The organism is Caballeronia sp. dw_19 (assembly GCF_018449515.1).
GTDB lineage: Bacteria > Pseudomonadota > Gammaproteobacteria > Burkholderiales > Burkholderiaceae > Caballeronia.
Map to the genome: position 1 here is coordinate 37916 of NZ_JAAVUQ010000034.1, position 17359 is coordinate 55274.

Below are 17359 nucleotides of genomic sequence, written 5' to 3' on the forward strand. Positions count from 1 at the left end.
TTGATGAACGTTAGCCGATGCCGCCCGTGTTGCCTCGGCGAGTTCGGCCGGCGCGTGCGCATCGAACGACTCGCGCACGAGTTCCAGCGATGAATAAGCCGGTGCAACCATGATGAGCCTCCAGTCTTTCATTCGTTCAGTCGATAAGACCCGCCCAGCGAAACGGCGCGGGGACAAGTGAAAGCAAGACTAGCATTGGCTTAACGTGGGTCAAACGAAGATATCGTCACACCGTTATCAGGTGCCGCAGGGTAGCTATTCGCGGCAACGCCCGGTTAAACGACCGTGCGAGTGGGCATGGATGAAGCCGCCCGCGGTTCCTTCTCCGGCTCGCCGGATGCGAACCACCCGTCGATGCGGCGAATCACGTCATCCAGTGAACCCGGCTCCAGGTGGAGGCCGAGTTTCGAGCGGCGCCAGAGCACGTCGTCCGCACAGGTTGCCCACTCGTTGTCGCGCATGTAGCGGAGTTCCGCTTCGTAGAGGCCGGGCGCCAAGGCCTCGCCGAGATCGGCGAGCGAGCTTGCATCGCCCAGCAGCTTCTGTGCACGCGTGCCGTAAGCGCGTGCATAACGATGCGCGAGCCCGTCGGGCAGCCAGCGATTGCGTTCTTTGAACGATTTGAGGAAAAGCGCGAAATCGGCATTGGCAATGTCCCCGCCGGGGAGCGGTGCGCCTTCCGTCCAGGGTTTATTCCGGGCCGGCGACTGTAGCGCCTCGCCGAGCTTGTCGACGGCTTCTTCGGCCAGCTTGCGGAACGTGGTGATCTTGCCGCCGAATACCGATAACAACGGCGCTTCGTTCGCGGGCGTGTCGAGTTCGAGCAGGTAATCGCGCGTGACCGCCGACGCGTTCTCCGCGTTTTCGTCCTCGAGCAGGCCGCGCACACCGGCATAGGTCCAGCAGACGTCGGCCGGACTGATGTGTTTCTTGAAGTAGCGATTGATGGAGTCGCAGAGGTATGCGGTTTCTTCCGGGCTGATGGCGACTTTCGACGCGTCGCCGTGATACTCGAGATCCGTCGTCCCGATCAGCGTGTACTCGTGCTCGTACGGAATCGCGAAGATGATGCGTTTGTCCGGATTCTGGAAAATGTAGGCGTGGTCGTGCTCGAAGAGGCGCCGGGTGACGATGTGGCTTCCCTTGACCAGCCGCACGGTGTGGCGTGTATGCGTGTTGCTGTTGAGTGAATCCTTGAGCAGGTCACTGACCCACGGGCCGGCAGCGTTCGCGATGGAGCGCGCCCGAACGTCAAAGGTCGCCCCGTGGTTGTCGGCAAGTGTGGCATGCCAAAGACCTTCGCCGCGGCGCGCACTGACCAGGCGCGTGCGCGTCTTGATTACCGCGCCGTGCTCCTGCGCGTCAACGGCGTTGAGCGCGACGAGTCGTGCGTCGTCCACCCAGCCGTCGGAATAGACAAAACCGCGCTTGATGGAGTCGATGAGCGGTGTACCGGCCGGGTGCCGGCGCATGTCAATGCCCCGGGAGCCGGGCAGCAATTCACGGCGTGCGAGGTGATCGTAGAGGAAAAGGCCGGCGCGGATCATCCAGGCGGGGCGCAGGTTGGGCATGTGCGGCATCACGAAACGCAGCGGCCACATGATGTGCGGCGCCGCGCGCAGCAACACTTCACGCTCTTGAAGTGCCTTGCGCACGAGCCGGTATTCACCGTATTCGAGATAACGAAGCCCGCCGTGAATCAGCTTTGTACTCGACGACGACGTGTGCGAAGCCAGGTCGTCCTTTTCGCACAGCATGACGGTGAGGCCACGGCCCGCCGCGTCCCGCGCTATACCCGTGCCGTTGACTCCGCCGCCCACCACGAGCACATCATAAAGATTGCCTTGCATCGCTTGTCCGCCCCATGGCCACCAACAGAGAACTCCGTCGGAACATAATAATGTTCGAATTCGAAATTTAACGAACAAAAACGAAAATGTAAAGTCGTCTGAATGGCTAACTCTCGCTATTACGGCGTTTTGCCGGAAAAGTGCAGGTCGTGGTCGTATTTGTTCCCGATCGGGCTCATAGGCCGTCCGGCCGAGTGGCGCGAAGCGGGCCAGCGACCGATACTGTAGACACTGGAGACCAAGGAGTGGACGCAATGCGAAAGATCTTGATGGCCGGCGCGCTAGGCGCGCTGATGCTGGGCGGATGCATATCCGCGCCGGATGTTTCGGGATCAAGGGGGGCGCCGTCCCTGGCCGCGCTTCAGTCCATGTGCGGCGGGAGTGCTGTCGATTACGGCACGGACGCACAGGGCGTGTATTCGGCGCTTCTAGACGCTTACGTGGCGCAAAAGCGTGGCAAGTTGCCAAAAGAGCAGTTTTGCGCGTTCCAGGCGGGACTTGCGGGTCAATATACGAGCTTTAGTGCTAGCCGTACGCCGACGGCTCAAAGCGCGTGGGCTTTGTTCTTCGCAGATCAGCGGGCACAAGCGCTTAGCTGGCGCGCAGCCGTTGACCCGACATTGCGCGGCTAGTTGGGCCGCTATCTGGTCCGCTACTCGGCTCGCTCATGCAGCCTGATTGGGCACGCTGGCGGGGGCGAGCTGACCGCAGAGCAGATTTACGAATACCGTTTGATTGCTTTGATCGTGGAGTCGCCGGAAGCCGTCAGGCTCCACAACTGGCGTCCAGACGCAAGATTTTCCAACTGGACAAGCTGGCGTTCGAGCAGGGCGTCTAGTTCGTCGCGCACCATGTCCATCTGATGGGGCGCGTCTTGCAACAGGAGCAGCGTGGCAAATTCATGCGGACTGAGCATCGTGTTCTCCATGACGATCGAACGGCACTTTATCCGGTCGGTGACCGGCATCCGTGCTTGGGAACGTTGGGCGAGGCTGGAACTTCGTGTCCGGCAGACGCATGCTGCATAGCGTGGCTGGCAGCGCCGAAAAGCGGCGCTTCGTTGCCGGGGATTTGATTGTAGGCAAGTGCCGGACGAGTGCCAAACGCTTGCGGAAAATATTGGGTTTGACTTTTCAGGAGCGTGAAAGCGGTTCGGCGGACAAGCGGAATCGTAGAAATTACATGAGGTTCGTGCCGCAGTGCACACAGGCGGTGCAGGGTGTGCGGGCTGGCCGTTACTCCGCTATGAACACCTGCGTGTTTGCCTCGGCGAGCGTTTGAGCCATGTCGGGTGGCGCGGGGGCATCGGTGAAAAGCGCGTCGATCTGGCTCAGATGACCAAGCCGGACGAGTGCAGGGCGGCCGAATTTCGAATGGTCAGCGGCGAGGAACACCGTGCGGGCGTGTTTGATGATCGCTTCGGCCACGCGGACTTCGCGGGTATCGAAATCGCGCAGCGTGCCGTCGGTTTCAATGCTCGACGCCCCAATGATCGCGAAGTCCACCTTGAACTGGCGAATGAAGTCGATCGCCAGCTCGCCCACAATGCCCTTGTCCCAGGGCCGCACAATCCCCCCGGTGATCAGCACCTCGCATTCGGGGTAACCGCTCATCATGCTCGCCACGTTGAGGTTGTTCGTGATCACGTGCAAGCCGCGATGCCGGTTCAGCGCCCGGGCGACTTCCTCGGTCGTCGTGCCCAGGTTGATGAAGAGCGACGCCTGATCGGGAATGTGCTGAGCAACCAGCGCGGCTATGCGGCGCTTTTCGTCGTGGAACATGCGCTGGCGCGCGGTGTACGAGACGTTCTCCGAACTGGTCGGGAGGCTCGCGCCACCGTGATAGCGGCGCAGCAGGTTCATGTCGGAGAGCCAGTTGACGTCGCGGCGAATGGTCTGCGGCGTGACGTCGAAATGCGTGGCCAGGTCCTCTACCGTCACGAAGCCATCGCGTTGCACCCAGTCGAGCAGCTCTTGCTGTCGTGCGTTCAAGGTGATGCGGGGATCTCGTGTCATGGCGTCGAAGAGTGCGCTTTATTGTCGTGAGGTGGCCCGTATTGTAAGGGAAAGGCCCGGCAGGACGGCAATGCCCGATCACCCGCGTTGCCTTTGGTTATCGTTCCCCGATAGCCACGATGCAAGCGCGCCAACGAGCGCCTTGCCGGTGCTGTTTAGGGCTCGGGCGGCACATTGAGAGCGACAAGTTCGTTACCACGCGTTACGTCGATTACCTCGATTACGCCCGCGCCGCAACCGCGAACGATTTGGGATGAAGCCGTTCCCGCGTGATCCGCACATGTACATATCCGCATGTCCCCATGTTCGCACCGGCCGTACGGATTGCATGCTTCGCGTTCTGCGCAGCAACTCCTCAGGATGGCAAAATAGATGGTGTCGAGTTTGAACGCGGGTTAGCGGCCGGGACTCTACCGCGCTGTGTGCGGATTCAACAGGCAAATCGATCGGCCAAAACGCCATTGCTGAATCGTCTTTTAGCGGCTTGCCGAAATACGTCTGTAAGGGAATGGGAATCAAGCGTTGCATGCGTTATCGCAACGCGATCCGGCGCGGTACGATTTATGCTGATTTGTGCGGTATCCGGAACTGACATGTGGTTCTAACGGTCTGTGTTCGTGTCTGCAGCTTCGTTGCAACCCGGCTAAGATGCAGGCTCCAAGTCTTTAACCACATGAGGACGCCGCGACGTTACGTTCACGGCGTCGCCTGATTTTCGGCCGGTTTGGCTGACGGCGCGTTCAGTACAGCTTTGGGAGCGCGATTTTTATGCACACTGACAGTACCCATGTGATGCCTTGGCGGATCGAAGATATCGACCTGTCCCGGATCGACCGGCGTAAAGCGGCATCCAATGAACACCTTCTCCTGTTGCTATGCGCGGCCTCGTTCATTGAGAGCGGGACCGATCTTTATACGAGCAACCTGAGTACGTATTTCAACGACGACCCCGAAGTTTCCGACTGGCTCAACAACGAGTGGGAACCGGAAGAAATGCAGCATGGCCGGGCGTTGAAAACGTATATCCATCATGTGTGGCCGGAGTTCGACTGGGACACGGCGTTCAAGAATTTCTTCGCCGAATACTCGCTGACCTGTTCGGTCGAGGACTTCGAAAAAACGCGTGCGCTGGAAATGGTCGCGCGTTGTGTCGTTGAAACCGGGACGGCCACGCTGTATCGGGCAATCAATGAGTGCTCGGACGACCCGGTTCTCAAGCAACTGACGGACAATATCCGTACAGACGAAGTCCGCCATTACAAGCACTTCTTCCGCTTTTTCAAGAAGTACAACAAGATCGAAGGCAACGGTCGCTTCGCGGTTCTCGGCGCGTTGCTGCGTCGTGTCATGGAAATCAAGAATGAGGATTCCGAGATCGCGCTACGCCATGTATTTGCCATCCGCTATCCGGAGCGCGCAAATGACACCGCGCACAATCGGGAGTTGGCGGCGCGGGTGAATGCGCTGGTCCGGCGCAATTTGTCGGCCGATATGTGCGTGAAAATGCTGCTCAAGCCGCTCGATCTTCCGGCCCGAATTCAGCCCAGCGTGCACTATCCGCTCGCGAAGATCACGCAGCACGTGTTCTTCCGGTAGGCCGGCCGGCGTTTGCATTGAACGGTTTGCTACGCTTTAATCTCTTCGGGTCGAATTCCCCGCTGCTTGCAGCGTAAGCGATCTTTGCCGTGTCCGTCAGGGCACTGCAGAGCCGAGGCGCGAAGCGTACGAGTCGCTGTGCGGCAATACCGCGCTGCTTGCGGCGGGGAAGCTTATTCGATGGCCCGCTTTCGCGGGCCATCGTCTTTTCACGGAGATCCGCATGACCGCTTCCACCGCGTCCGGTGCGCCAGGTATCGAGCAGGGCACGTTTGACGAATGGCCTGCCGAATTGCGGACCTTGTTCGACGGCACGTCGATCGAGACGAAAACGGGCTTCACGGCGTCGTTGCTCGCAGCCGATGACGGCCGCGTGCGGACATCGCTGTTGAGCGTCGGCGAGTTGTTCGCGCCGGATCCGGGCACGTTGTGTTTTTCGTTGTGGCCGCAGTCGAGGGCGGCGCGGTTGGTGTCGAAGACGGGTAACGCCACGCTGACTTTCGTCTTCGATGAAGCCTTCTTCCAGGTCCAGCTTCAGGCGCGAATTGCGCCGTTGGAGGGTTCGCCGGTCACGTGTTTTATCGCGACGATAGAAAGCGGGGAATGGCAGAAAGTACCTTACGCGCGGCTCGTGCAGGGCATTGGATTCGAGTTTGCTCAGGGACAGGGGGACGCGGTGCTGGCCCGCTGGCGAGAACAAATCGATGTGCTGAAGCGTGCGGCGAGCGCCGCTGCCTGAAATAAAAAAGCGGAGCCGAGGCTCCGCTTTTTTATCGAACGCAGTGTGGGGCGGTTGCACGCAAAAGAGTTCCATTTGACTTTCCGCCGCCATAGCGAAGCCGAAAGCAACCGCCTTCCCTCAAGCGAAGAAGGCGCGGGCGAGCTTCCCACCCGCACCCACATCGCGCTATTTAACGCCCGCGTTGTCCCGTGCGGGGCGTATCGCGTCGACCTGCACCGCCGCCGCCTTCACTGCGCGGCTTGCCGCCGAGCAGCGCAGCGCCGGGCGGCCGTGAGCCTTCCGGCTTGCGCGGCGCGGCGCCATTACCACCGGTTTTCGCCGCAACGGGTTTCGGCGAGCGCGAACCGTAGCCCCCGCCGTTGCCACCATTACCACCGCCATTGCCATTGCCATTACCAGCCGGCTTGGCCGACGGCCGGCCGCCGCCGTTCGACTGCTTCGGCGCGCCCTGACGCGGCGCGCCTTGACCCTGACGCGCACCGCCGCCGCCCTGGCTGCGTCGGAGAATCGGTTCCGGCTTCTGCGTCAGATCCGGTTCAAAGCCCGCGATAACTTCCTGCGGAATCGGCCGCTTGATCAGGCGTTCGATGTCCTTCAGCAACTGATGTTCATCGACGCAAACCAGCGACAGCGCCTCACCCGTTGCTCCAGCACGCCCCGTACGGCCGATCCGGTGAACATAATCCTCCGGCACATTAGGCAGATCGAAGTTGACGACGTGCGGCAACTGGTCGATATCGATACCGCGCGCCGCAATGTCCGTCGCCACCAGCACTTGCAGCGTGTTGTCCTTGAACTCAGCCAACGCACGCGTACGCGCCGACTGACTCTTATTACCGTGAATGGCCAGCGCGCTGATGCCGTCCTTCGTCAATTGTTCGGCGAGCCGGTTCGCGCCATGCTTCGTGCGCGTGAAAACCAGCACCTGGAACCAGTTGTTCTTTTGAATCAAATGCGTGAGCAACTCGCGCTTCTTGTCGCGATCCACCGGATGAATCTTCTGCGCGATAGCTTCAACCGTCGAATTCCGGCGCGCCACTTCAATCAGCGCCGGGCGGTCGAGCAGGTTGTCCGCAAGCGTCTTGATTTCTTCGGAGAACGTAGCCGAGAACAGCAGGTTCTGGCGCTTCGGCGGCAACTTGGCGAGCACGCGCTTGATGTCGTGGATAAAGCCCATGTCGAGCATGCGGTCGGCTTCGTCGAGTACGAGAATCTCGAGCTTCGACAAATCGATGGTCTTCTGCTGCATGTGATCGAGCAACCGGCCCGGCGTTGCCACGACAATATCCACGCCGCGTCGCAGTGCATCGATTTGCGGATTGATGCCCACGCCGCCGAACATCACGGTCGATTTCAGTTTCAAATACTTGCCGTAGCCGCGCACACTTTCTTCCACCTGGGCGGCGAGTTCGCGCGTAGGGGTGAGGATCAGCGCGCGGACCGGGCGCTTGGCACCGGCCAAAGGTGCAGGCGCTTCTGACAAACGTTGCAGGATAGGCAGCGTAAAGCCCGCTGTCTTGCCCGTGCCGGTTTGCGCGCCTGCGAGCAGGTCACCGCCGTTCAGCACAGCCGGAATGGCCTGCAACTGGATAGGAGTAGGGATGGTGTAGCCGAGTTCGTTGACAGCGCGAAGCAAGGGTTCGGACAAGCCGAGGGAATCAAAAGACATAAGTGTTCACAGATTCGGTATGACGACCGGCGCTATCGCTAAAGCCCCAAAAGGCCTGAAGCCCAAAAAAAGGCGGCCCGCACCACTAGGTGCGTGCGTACGACGATCGAGGAAATCGGGCGGCATGACGTTCGAGGCGCTTGCTCAAAGCACAAGCTACGAGCGCCGGGAAAGTTGCCGCGAAGATCAACGCGCTATCAAGACACGCTGACTGGCGTTAAGTTGCATTTGAAACGCCGTAAAACGCTTCGCGTCAGGCATTGGGTGCCGTTTTAGGGCAGGCTCATGCTACGTATTCAAGCAACATACTCAAGCAACGTAGCGTGCAATGCTGACGAATTGACACAAGCTGCCGCCCAACACGAACAGGTGCCAGATGCCATGTCCATGCCGGATGCGCTCGTCGTTGATGAAAAAGTAAATGCCGGCGCTGTAGATCAAACCGCCGGCCAGCAGCCACGCCGTGCCGGCGGGCGGTAGTGCTGAAACGAGAGGACGGATGGCTACGAGCGCGAGCCAGCCCATCATCACGTAAATCACCATCGATACGCTGCGGGTTCGACGCCCGAGCGTGAGTTCCTGAACGATGCCAAGAGCGGCGAGCCCCCAGCTTACGCCGAATAACGACCAGCCCCACGGGCCGCGCAGCGTGACAAGCGTGAACGGTGTGTAGCTTCCCGCGATCAGCAAGTAAATGGCCGAATGATCGCATTTTTGCAATACCGCCTTGGCCCGCGGACTGCGGACCCAGTGGTACAGCGTGGAAATGGTGTACAGCACGAGCAACATGGCGCCGTACACGGCAAAGCTGACGATCTTGTACGGGTCGCGTTCCATCGCGGCCATGGTGACGAGCGTAGCGACCCCTGCCACCGACAGCACCGTGCCGACGAGATGGGTCACGCTGTTGAACCGTTCACCAATGTGCATCGACCATCCTCATCGCGGTATTGCGTCCTGTCTGCAACGCCGCGCTTTTCTGCTTCATTTTCTACATCAGGAAATGTTGAGACCGGAGCAAAACCCGCGCAATCCGGCAAACCAACCCCGGGCATTTTACCGCCCCTGAGGCGCATCCAGACTGCCTACCCGCGTTCCAGCTTATTCGTGCTCAAAAAAGAAGAAGGGCGCAGCCCCGGTTTCGAGGCCTGCGCCCTGCTTGCGCCTTTCGGCGTATTTTACGCTACCTGCGGAAAACCCTTCTTCAATCAGTCGAGCGGCGCCGAGCGCAGGTTGCTGACTTGTTGCGGCGACACCGGCGTGCCGTGGTTGCCCCATGACATACGAATGTACGTCACCACTGCAGCCACTTCCGTATCCGACAGCGATTGAGCGAACGGCGGCATGCCATACGGATGCGGATTGCCTTCCGTGCTGGGCGGATAACCGCCATTGAGCACCATGCGGATCGGGTTCACGGCCGACTGCATCTGGATGGACTGGTTCGTGGCAAGCGGCGGGTAGGCCGGCGGTTTGCCGAGACCATTTTCCGCGTGGCACTTCGCGCAGTTTTCCGTGTAGATCTTCTTGCCCTGCTGCAGTAATTCCGAACCGAACTGCGCCGATGTTTCGAACTGCATCGTTTCCGGCGCTTCGCCCTTTTGCGGGATCGACTTCAGGAACGTCGACATGGCGTTGATGTCCGCGTCCGTCATGTACTGCAAGCTGTTGTGGACCACTTCAGCCATCGGGCCGAATACCGCGCCGCGTTGCGATACGCCGGTCTTCAGCAGGTCGTTGATGTCCTTGATGTCCCAGTCGCCGAGGCCCGCTTCCTTATTCGACGTCAACGACGGCGCATACCAGTTCTGCAACGGGATCAGACCGCCGCCGAACGCTGCCGAGCTGACCGGGCCGCCCAGCGGGTTGATCGATGTATGGCACATGCTGCAATGGCCAAGCCCTTCGATCAGGTAAGCGCCGCGGTTCCACTCAACCGACTTGGTGGGGTCCGGCTTGAATTCGCCTTCACTGAAGAACAGCACGCGCCAGCCAATCAGCATGTTGCGCTGGTTGAACGGGAAGCGCAGTTCGTGCGGGCGGCTGGCTACATTGACCGGAGGCACGGAGCGCATGTACGCAAACATGGCGTCCGAGTCGGCGCGCGTGACCTTGGTATAAGCCGTGAACGGCATGGCCGGGTACAGCAGGCTGCCGTCTTTTGAGCGACCGAGATGGATCGACCGATAGAAATCTTCCGATGTCCACTTGCCAATGCCGTACTGGTCGTCCGGCGTGATGTTCGGCGTGTAGAGCGTGCCGAACGGCGTGAGCATGGGCAGGCCGCCGGCAAACGTCTTGCCGCCGCGAACCGTGTGGCAGGCAATACAGTCGCCAGCACGCGCCAGATACTCACCGCGTTTGATCAACTCGGTCTGGTCGGCGGGCACGGCGGCAACGGCGCCGCCCGAATGGAAGGTGTCGCCACCTGACCAGAGTGCTGCGGCGGCTGCGGCGGCTGTAATCACAACAACAGCCGAAAGTGCGAACAGGGACTTGCGTTTCATATTCTTCTCGCTCCTCGCGCCTTATTGCGGTTCGCTGCCGCAGGCGAGCGGCGTTTTGCGCGAGCCTGCGGGCGCGGGTACCGGATTAGCCGGTGCGGTTTGCGTGGAGAGCCAGGCGGCGACAGCGGTCACGTCGTCGTCGGTCAGGCGGGTGGCAATCTGTTGCATGCAGTCAGGTGCTATTGCGTGGCGCGAGCCCGCACGCCAGGCGCCAAGCTGCGCGCTGATGTAGTCCGAGTGCAATCCCACGAGACCCGGAATGGCCGGTTGCATACCCGTCAGGTTCGCGCCGTGGCATGCCGCGCAGGCCGGAATACCGCGCCCTGCGTCGCCGTTCAGCACGATCTGCTGGCCCTTTGACAACGTGGACGCCGACACAGTCGGCTTGGCCGGCTGCGGATACGGCGGGCGTTGTTCCGAGAAATACGTGGCGATCTGATGAAGGTAGTCGTCCGAGAGATACGTGACGAGGTAGTTCATGGGCGGATACTTCCGGCGGCCTTCGCGGAAGTTCTGCAACTGGTTGTACAGGTAGTCTGCCGGCTTGCCGGCAAGACGTGGGAAATAGTCGTTGTCCGTGCCTTCGCCGTGGACGCCGTGACATGCCGTGCAACCCTGTACACGCGCTGCCATGGTGTCCGGCGCCATTGGCTGGGCGGCGGCTTGAGCGGGCGCCGGGGTTTCTGCTGCGCCGGCGATGCAGGAGGCGCCGATCAGCGCCAGAGCCATTAGCGGGGCGAGCAACGGACGAAAGATGCGTCTTGAAGACACGCGACACTCCATGAATTTCGAGGACCTGCCGAGCTTCGTTCGGCCCGGTGCGAATATGTGGTGAACCATTGCCACATTGGCTCTGCGAGCCCGTGATGCGACGCGGCATTCTATCATCGTTGCCTGATGGTGACTATTTGAGCATTGCCCTGTTGCGCCTCGCTTTCAACGTGTACGCGACAATTTGCCGCGCGACCGATCGACAGGGGTTTTTGACTATGCGTGACAGTTAACAGTTGACGGTGTTTGACAAAGCATCGATGGGTTTTCCGAGGCTCGGCGGCGGTTTTGTGTGCCTCGGGTGTCCTTGCGCATGGGTGCATTCCATGTGGCCGTTCCGCTAGACTCGCGTTCCCGGTGGTTTGTTTAGTTTCCTCCTCGACCCTTCATCGAACCTTCAATGCATTCCTTGTTTACTTTCAGGCTGAATTTCTTCGTCAAGGCGCGGTCATGAGTGACGATCCGCTGTGGTTCGCTCAAGTCATCGTTGCCGCGATTGCCGATATTGCGTTTGCCTGCGCGCTCGGCGGGGCGTTCCTGAGCGTGTGGTTATCGAAGGAAAACGCGGCTGCCCCTGTTTCGCCCGCGCGTCTCGGCTGGGTGAGGGCGCGGCGGCTGAGCACGGGCGGCGCGGTCGTGCTCGCGGTGGCGGATCTTGTGCTGGTGTGGATGCAGGCGGCATCGATGAGCGGTGCGCCTCTCTTTCAAGCCTTCGATGCAGTCGTCACCGTTGTGACCGGCACGCATGCCGGCACGGGCTGGGCGATTGCGTTCGCCGGCAGCGTGCTGCTGATCCTGGCTACTGCGTTGGGTAATCCGAAGGGCGGACCGCGGATCGGGTTGTTCGCCATCGGCGCTCTGGTGGCAGCGGCGGGTAAGGCGTCGGTGGGACATGCCGCCGATGCCGGCGCGTTTTCGCTTGCCGAAGGCGTGCAGACGGTTCATCTGCTGGCAACGGCCGTGTGGGGCGGGTTGGTCATCGTGTGCGCGTGGCGGGTGTTGCCGGCGCTGGGGACGTCGCTGGCGCGGGCGTCCTTGATTCGTATTTCCGGGAAGGTTTCTACGGCGGCGGTGGTTGCCGTATCGCTCGTGATTCTCACCGGGATTTACAACGCTTGGCGCGGGTTGGGAGGATCGGCTGTGGCGCTCGAAACGAGCGGATGGGGCCATGCGCTGGTTGTGAAGGGCGTGCTGATTGCCACCGCGTTACTACTCGGCGCGATGAACCGATGGTCCGTCATGCCGCGATTGCAGCGCACTGCATCGACAGTCGATGCGCACACGTTCACCGGCGTGATGCGGATGGAAGCGTTGCTGATTGTTGCTGTGTTCGTCGCGGCCGCCGTGCTGTCGCACAGCGTGCCGGGTTTTTCTGCGATGGGTTAATCGTCGGGGGCTACATGCGCTAAGTTACCGGATGCCGATACTTACTCGTAGCCCAGTTTGTGACTCACGATCGGTGCGCAGAACAGCGCCAGCGCGCAGCCGATCGCTTTGCCCTGAAGTTCGACGAAAGCGCGGTGCGACATGGGCCACGAGATCACCACATCGATGAGTTGCGGCAAGCAAAACAGCACCGCCGCGCCGACAAAACAGCGCGTCACCGTCGACATGCGCCAGCCGTGATGGGCGCCCATCACGGCACCAATCACGCGCAGCACGCCGAACAGCACCAGCGCGCCGACGGCCATCTGCGTGCGGACGAATTCATCTGGAAGGGTGTAATACATGCTGGACTCTCTAGCTTGATCGTCGCGCTCTTCCCGGGCGCTGGGTCGAAACAAACACACGTACGCCAGATAACGCAAGACGCGGGCCAGGCGTCGTCACCGCATGCAAACCCTTTCGGCACAAGGGTTTCGTGTACCGAAAGGAAGCCGTTTCCAGTGCTGTAACCCGTTGGCTTATGCGATCTTGCCAGCAAGTTACGTAACGCCATCGAGACGGAATTCCTGTCTCAATAACGCCATTCTACGATGCCCGCCGCTTCTGCATAGTGCGGTGCATCGCAATTCTTACATCACCACTCTGCAACGCTGCCATCCGCGTGACGCCACACCGGATTGCGCCAGCGATGCCCAACCTTGGCCATCTCGCGCACCTTCTCCTCGTTCACCTCGATGCCCAAGCCCGGCCCTTGCGGAATCATCACCATGCCGTCTTCATATTTGAAGACTTCGGGGTTCTTGATGTAATCGAGCAGGTCGTTGCCCTTGTTGTAGTGAATCCCGAGGCTTTGCTCCTGGATGAAGGCGTTGTAGCTGACCGCATCGATTTGAAGGCAGGTCGCCAACGCAATGGGCCCAAGCGGACAATGGAGGGCGAGGGCGACGTCGTAGGCTTCGGCCATCGATGCAATCTTGCGGCATTCCGTAATCCCGCCCGCGTGCGACGCGTCCGGCTGGATGATGTCCACGTAACCGCCGGCCAGGATGTGCTTAAAGTCCCAGCGCGAGTACAAACGCTCGCCGAGCGCGATCGGTGTGCTCGTCTGGTTCACGATGTCGCGTAACGCCTCAACGTTCTCCGACAACACCGGCTCTTCGATAAACAGCAGCTTGAACGGATCGAGTTCCTTCGCGAGGACCTTCGCCATCGGCTTGTGCACGCGGCCGTGGAAGTCCACGCCGATGCCAATATTCGGTCCCACCGCCTCACGCACCGCCGCTACGTTATTGATGACGGCCTGGACCTTGTCGAAGGTATCGATGATCTGAAGTTCTTCCGAACCGTTCATCTTCACCGCCTTGAAACCGCGGTCCACGACGGCGCGTGCGTTGCTCGCGACATCGCTGGGGCGGTCGCCGCCGATCCACGAATACACCTTGATCCGGTCGCGGACCTGGCCGCCGAGCAGAGCGTGAATGGGCACGCCGTGATGCTTGCCCTTGATGTCCCACAGCGCCTGGTCGACGCCCGCAATCGCGCTCATGCCGATCGGCCCGCCGCGATAAAACCCCGCGCGATACATGACCTGCCAGTGGTCTTCGATCAGCAACGGGTCCTTGCCGATCAGGTAGTCCGACAGCTCATCGACCGCTGCCGCGACCGTATGCGCGCGGCCTTCCACCACCGGTTCGCCCCAGCCGACGATGCCTTCATCGGTCGTGATCTTCAGGAAACACCAGCGCGGCGGAACGATAAAAGTCTCGAGTTTGGTGATTTTCATGCTGGCGTCTCCTGATTTTTCCGGTAAGTGAGGAACGAGGGTTTCTATGCTATCAAAAAACCGTTTGATGTGTATATTAATAGTACTATTCGATGGAAACCCTTGCCGGGGAAGGGTCCGTATAATCGCGTGGTTTTGATTGCCTGGCGTCAACTTTGGGAAAGGGGAAGGATATCCAGCACGATCTGCACGGACGCGTGGCGTATGAGCTTGGCACCGAGATTCTGCGCGGCGATTTCCCGCCGGCGTCCACGTTGCCGCGTGAAGCCGAACTGATGGAGCGTTTTGGCGTCAGCCGGACGGTGCTGCGCGAGGCGCTGCGCACGTTGACATCGAAGGGATTGATTGAATCGCGGCCGAAGATTGGAACGAGAGTGCGGCCTCGGCAGGCGTGGAATCTTCTCGATGCCGACGTTTTGGAATGGTATTCGCGGGTTGCGAAGCCGTTGCAGTTCGCGATCAAGCTGCAGGAAATGCGCGAGATGATCGAGCCTTATGCCGCTGCATTGGCCGCCGTAAATCACGATGACGCGGCGTTATCACGTTTAAGCCAAGCACATCAAGCGATGCTGGATGCGCGCAATGTCGATGAATGGGTTCGCGCCGATTTGCGGTTTCATCTGAGCGTGTTGAACGCGTGCAGCAATGAATTGCTGGTGCCGCTCGGGACGTTGATCGAGCGCACGCTTGAGGCGCAGTTGCGGTTGAACGCGCGGCGGGCGGAGGTGTTTAACGCATCGATGGCGGAACATACGGCCGTTTTCGATGCCATCGTCGCGCGGAATTCGGCGGCGGCGCGTGACGCGATGGGCGGTTTGCTCGGCGTGACGCGGGCGCGAATTGAGGGGTAGCGCGGAGATAAACGACGTTCGGCGCACTCGGCGATATTTTCATTTTCGGGATAAAGTTGCGGGTCCGAGCGCTGTTTTGGCATGGTTTTAGCCGACGTTTTTAGGTGGTCTATCCGACACGCGGCGCTCCGCACCGTCCCGAAGGAGCCCGAATGCCGTACGTCCCGATCTCCGTTGTGTCGTCGTGGGGCGCGTGGGCCGTGTTCGTCAGCGTGCTCGCCACCCAGCTCGGCGTTCCCATTCCCGCTGCACCCATGCTGGTGCTGGCCGGCACTTTAGTCGCGGCCGGGCTGGCTTCGTTCTGGCATATGTTGGCGGCCGCGGTCATCGCGGTGATCATCGCCGATTCGCTTTGGTTCGCGGCCGGGCGGTTGTATGGCCGGCGGTTTCTGAACTCGCTCGTGCGGTTTTCGCTTTCCCTCGATACCACTTTGCGTACCGCCCGGAGTTGGTTCGAGCGATTCGGCGTGCCTTTGCTGGCGCTTTCTAAATTCGTTCCGGGATTGGGATTGGTGTCGTCGCCATTGCTCGGGACGACGCAGATCGATGTGCGGGTTTTCGTGTTCTGGGATCTGGTGGGCGCGGCGCTCTGGGCTTCGGCGTGGATGCTCGGCGGCGCGATCTTGAAGGCCGAAGTCGCGCACCTGCTGGCGTTCGTGAGGACGTATGGGCTCACCGCGCTCGATGTGCTCGCGATGGCCGCAGGCGCGTTTTTGGCGTACCGGTGGGTGCGCCGCATGCAGTTTCGTCGATGGCTCGCGAAGTATCGGATATCGCCCGAACAACTCGATGAAATGATGCGGTCGGATGCGCCGCCCGTTATTTTCGATGCCCGGCCGGAAGAGGTGAGGAGGAAGGAGGCGCATCGGATCAAAGGCGCGATTCCGCTGGATTTGGAATCGACAGGGAAAATCGATCCGATGTTTCGGGAGCACGAGGTCGTGGTGTATTGCGTGTGTCCGAATGAAGCGACGGCCAAGCAGATCGCGCGGCAGTTGAGGGCGAAGGGGTTTCGGAACGTGCGGCCGCTGAAGGGCGGGTTGGACGCGTGGGAGAAGAAGGGGTTTCCGGTGGAGGCTATTCCTTTTGATTCTTTTGGGACGGCTGCGGGGGCGTTGGATTCGGCGTCTTCTTCTTCGGCTTCTTCTTCGCTCGATGATGACGATGATCGGAGCCTGGGCGATATGGTGACCGTTCGGGCTACGGCGCCGGAGTGAGGTTTTTTGTTTGGGATTTAGTTGTTCTTCGAGTTGTTCTCGTTAATCGGAGTTGCATCGGATGAAGCTGTTGGATGGGGTGGATTCCTCGCAACTTTTTGGCCTGCCTGCGCCGGATATCGCCACGCTTGATGATGGTTTGCAAGTTCCCTTTGTACAGACTGGGCATGAGCATCATGAGGTGATGCTGTTCGTGCATGGGTCGCTTTGTGACTTTCGATACTGGAAGCCGCAGTTAGGGCCGCTTGCTAAGCAGTATCGATGTGTCGCGCCTAGTCTTTCGCATTATTGGCCTTCGGGGGTGTTGGGGTTTGGTGCGATGGCCGGTGGGTCAAGGCAGTTTAGCTGGGACGCGCATGTTGATGAGTTGGGGCGGTTTATCGAGCGGTTGGGCGTTGGGGCTGTGAATGTTGTCGGGCACTCACGGGGTGGGTGTGTTGCGTTTCATCTCGCCGTGAGATATCCGGAGTTGGTGAAGTCGTTGGTGCTTGCTGATCCGGGTGGGGCGGTGGCTAGGCCCGGCGATGATGGGAGAGCGCGGTCGGTCTTGCCTGCGCCGATTAATGCGCTAAGGGCTAAGGCGGCGGAGTTGATTGGTAGCGGGGAAGTTGATGCGGGGTTGGAGCTTTTTGTCGATTCGGTGAGCCGGCCAGGGTTCTGGGCGAGGAGTCCGAAAGAGTTCAAGGCGATGGCGATGGATAACGCGAACACGTTGGCGTTGCAGTTTAGAGATCCGTTGCCTGCCTACGATGCGCAGGCTGCAGCGAGGGTGCAATGCCCGACGCTGCTGATTGATGGTGGGAATAGTCCGCGGATGTTTCGGGATGCGGTGGGGGCGCTGGAAGAGTGGATTGAAGGGGCGCAGAGAGTGACGATTGAAGGCGCGTCGCATGGAATGAATGTTACGCATGCGGGGGTGTTTAATCGGGCGGCAGCCTTTTCAAAAGTTTGATTTATGGCTCTACATCTGCC

16 protein-coding genes are annotated in these 17359 nt (G+C 60.3%); 7 read left to right on the top strand and 9 right to left on the bottom strand.

Annotated features, from left to right (window positions below):
* Positions 1-275 precede the first annotated feature (275 nt).
* Entirely contained in the window at positions 276-1850 is a 1575-nt protein-coding gene (gene glpD, locus HB376_RS31615; RefSeq protein ID WP_213767606.1) for a glycerol-3-phosphate dehydrogenase, read from the bottom strand.
* Between the two features lie 254 nt (positions 1851-2104).
* On the opposite strand from glpD, the gene HB376_RS31620 reads away from it, so the two are divergent.
* Complete coding sequence (locus HB376_RS31620) at positions 2105-2482, top strand: hypothetical protein (RefSeq protein WP_213767607.1); 378 nt, start codon at positions 2105-2107, stop codon at positions 2480-2482.
* An 86-nt stretch (positions 2483-2568) separates the two neighbouring features.
* On the opposite strand, the gene HB376_RS31625 is transcribed toward HB376_RS31620, so the two are convergent.
* On the bottom strand, positions 2569-2766 hold the full coding sequence (locus HB376_RS31625; RefSeq protein ID WP_031359543.1) for a hypothetical protein: 198 nt from the start codon (positions 2764-2766) through the stop codon (positions 2569-2571).
* A 319-nt stretch (positions 2767-3085) separates the two neighbouring features.
* Positions 3086-3865, bottom strand: a complete 780-nt coding sequence (locus tag HB376_RS31630) for a DeoR/GlpR family DNA-binding transcription regulator (protein ID WP_213767608.1) — start codon at positions 3863-3865, stop codon at positions 3086-3088.
* 768 nt (positions 3866-4633) lie between these two features.
* Between HB376_RS31630 and HB376_RS31635 the strand changes: the two genes are divergently transcribed.
* Together HB376_RS31635 and HB376_RS31640 are read left to right on the top strand one after the other, a co-directional pair.
* The gene (locus tag HB376_RS31635) at positions 4634-5461 is read left to right on the top strand and encodes a ferritin-like domain-containing protein (RefSeq protein WP_213767609.1); all 828 of its coding nucleotides are present in this window, start codon (positions 4634-4636) and stop codon (positions 5459-5461) included.
* 223 nt (positions 5462-5684) lie between these two features.
* Complete coding sequence (locus HB376_RS31640) at positions 5685-6200, top strand: hypothetical protein (RefSeq protein ID WP_213767610.1); 516 nt, start codon at positions 5685-5687, stop codon at positions 6198-6200.
* Between the two features lie 172 nt (positions 6201-6372).
* Here HB376_RS31640 and HB376_RS31645 read toward each other — a convergent pair whose 3' ends face one another.
* The 4 genes from HB376_RS31645 to HB376_RS31660 all read right to left on the bottom strand — a co-directional run bounded on the left by HB376_RS31645 (position 6373) and on the right by HB376_RS31660 (position 11162).
* Positions 6373-7872 carry a DEAD/DEAH box helicase gene (locus HB376_RS31645; protein WP_213767611.1) on the bottom strand — a complete coding sequence of 500 codons (1500 nt, stop codon included), beginning with the start codon at positions 7870-7872 and terminating at the stop codon, positions 6373-6375.
* 309 nt (positions 7873-8181) lie between these two features.
* Positions 8182-8802: a hemolysin III family protein gene (locus HB376_RS31650; RefSeq protein WP_213767612.1), complete on the bottom strand. Its 621-nt coding sequence runs from the start codon at positions 8800-8802 to the stop codon at positions 8182-8184.
* Between the two features lie 278 nt (positions 8803-9080).
* Entirely contained in the window at positions 9081-10379 is a 1299-nt protein-coding gene (locus HB376_RS31655) for a cytochrome c (RefSeq protein ID WP_213767613.1), read from the bottom strand.
* A 21-nt stretch (positions 10380-10400) separates the two neighbouring features.
* Complete coding sequence (locus HB376_RS31660; protein WP_213767614.1) at positions 10401-11162, bottom strand: c-type cytochrome; 762 nt, start codon at positions 11160-11162, stop codon at positions 10401-10403.
* Between the two features lie 438 nt (positions 11163-11600).
* Between HB376_RS31660 and HB376_RS31665 the strand changes: the two genes are divergently transcribed.
* Complete coding sequence (locus HB376_RS31665; RefSeq protein WP_213767615.1) at positions 11601-12536, top strand: CopD family protein; 936 nt, start codon at positions 11601-11603, stop codon at positions 12534-12536.
* Between the two features lie 41 nt (positions 12537-12577).
* On the opposite strand, the gene HB376_RS31670 is transcribed toward HB376_RS31665, so the two are convergent.
* The gene (locus tag HB376_RS31670; RefSeq protein WP_213767616.1) at positions 12578-12880 is read right to left on the bottom strand and encodes a hypothetical protein; all 303 of its coding nucleotides are present in this window, start codon (positions 12878-12880) and stop codon (positions 12578-12580) included.
* Positions 12881-13170: 290 nt separating this feature from the next.
* Positions 13171-14319, bottom strand: coding sequence for a galactonate dehydratase (dgoD, locus tag HB376_RS31675; protein WP_213767617.1), 1149 nt, complete (start codon positions 14317-14319; stop codon positions 13171-13173).
* 155 nt (positions 14320-14474) lie between these two features.
* Here dgoD and HB376_RS31680 point away from each other — a divergent pair, with 155 nt between their 5' ends.
* From HB376_RS31680 to HB376_RS31690, 3 genes are all read left to right on the top strand, one after another.
* On the top strand, positions 14475-15170 hold the full coding sequence (locus HB376_RS31680) for a FadR/GntR family transcriptional regulator (RefSeq protein ID WP_213767618.1): 696 nt from the start codon (positions 14475-14477) through the stop codon (positions 15168-15170).
* Between the two features lie 152 nt (positions 15171-15322).
* On the top strand, positions 15323-16387 hold the full coding sequence (locus HB376_RS31685) for a DedA family protein/thiosulfate sulfurtransferase GlpE (protein WP_213767619.1): 1065 nt from the start codon (positions 15323-15325) through the stop codon (positions 16385-16387).
* Positions 16388-16448: 61 nt separating this feature from the next.
* Positions 16449-17339, top strand: coding sequence for an alpha/beta hydrolase (locus HB376_RS31690; RefSeq protein WP_213767620.1), 891 nt, complete (start codon positions 16449-16451; stop codon positions 17337-17339).
* Positions 17340-17359: the final 20 nt, after the last annotated feature.

Bases quoted from the DNA above. Each gene is read 5' to 3' on its own strand.
- glpD (WP_213767606.1), bottom strand. From the start codon at position 1,850: ATGCAAGGCAATCTTTATGATGTGCTCGTGGTGGGCGGCGGAGTCAAC.
- HB376_RS31620 (WP_213767607.1), top strand. From the start codon at position 2,105: ATGCGAAAGATCTTGATGGCCGGCGCGCTAGGCGCGCTGATGCTGGGC.
- HB376_RS31625 (WP_031359543.1), bottom strand. From the start codon at position 2,766: ATGCTCAGTCCGCATGAATTTGCCACGCTGCTCCTGTTGCAAGACGCG.
- HB376_RS31630 (WP_213767608.1), bottom strand. From the start codon at position 3,865: ATGACACGAGATCCCCGCATCACCTTGAACGCACGACAGCAAGAGCTG.
- HB376_RS31635 (WP_213767609.1), top strand. From the start codon at position 4,634: ATGCACACTGACAGTACCCATGTGATGCCTTGGCGGATCGAAGATATC.
- HB376_RS31640 (WP_213767610.1), top strand. From the start codon at position 5,685: ATGACCGCTTCCACCGCGTCCGGTGCGCCAGGTATCGAGCAGGGCACG.
- HB376_RS31645 (WP_213767611.1), bottom strand. From the start codon at position 7,872: ATGTCTTTTGATTCCCTCGGCTTGTCCGAACCCTTGCTTCGCGCTGTC.
- HB376_RS31650 (WP_213767612.1), bottom strand. From the start codon at position 8,802: ATGCACATTGGTGAACGGTTCAACAGCGTGACCCATCTCGTCGGCACG.
- HB376_RS31655 (WP_213767613.1), bottom strand. From the start codon at position 10,379: ATGAAACGCAAGTCCCTGTTCGCACTTTCGGCTGTTGTTGTGATTACA.
- HB376_RS31660 (WP_213767614.1), bottom strand. From the start codon at position 11,162: ATGGAGTGTCGCGTGTCTTCAAGACGCATCTTTCGTCCGTTGCTCGCC.
- HB376_RS31665 (WP_213767615.1), top strand. From the start codon at position 11,601: ATGAGTGACGATCCGCTGTGGTTCGCTCAAGTCATCGTTGCCGCGATT.
- HB376_RS31670 (WP_213767616.1), bottom strand. From the start codon at position 12,880: ATGTATTACACCCTTCCAGATGAATTCGTCCGCACGCAGATGGCCGTC.
- dgoD (WP_213767617.1), bottom strand. From the start codon at position 14,319: ATGAAAATCACCAAACTCGAGACTTTTATCGTTCCGCCGCGCTGGTGT.
- HB376_RS31685 (WP_213767619.1), top strand. From the start codon at position 15,323: ATGCCGTACGTCCCGATCTCCGTTGTGTCGTCGTGGGGCGCGTGGGCC.
- HB376_RS31690 (WP_213767620.1), top strand. From the start codon at position 16,449: ATGAAGCTGTTGGATGGGGTGGATTCCTCGCAACTTTTTGGCCTGCCT.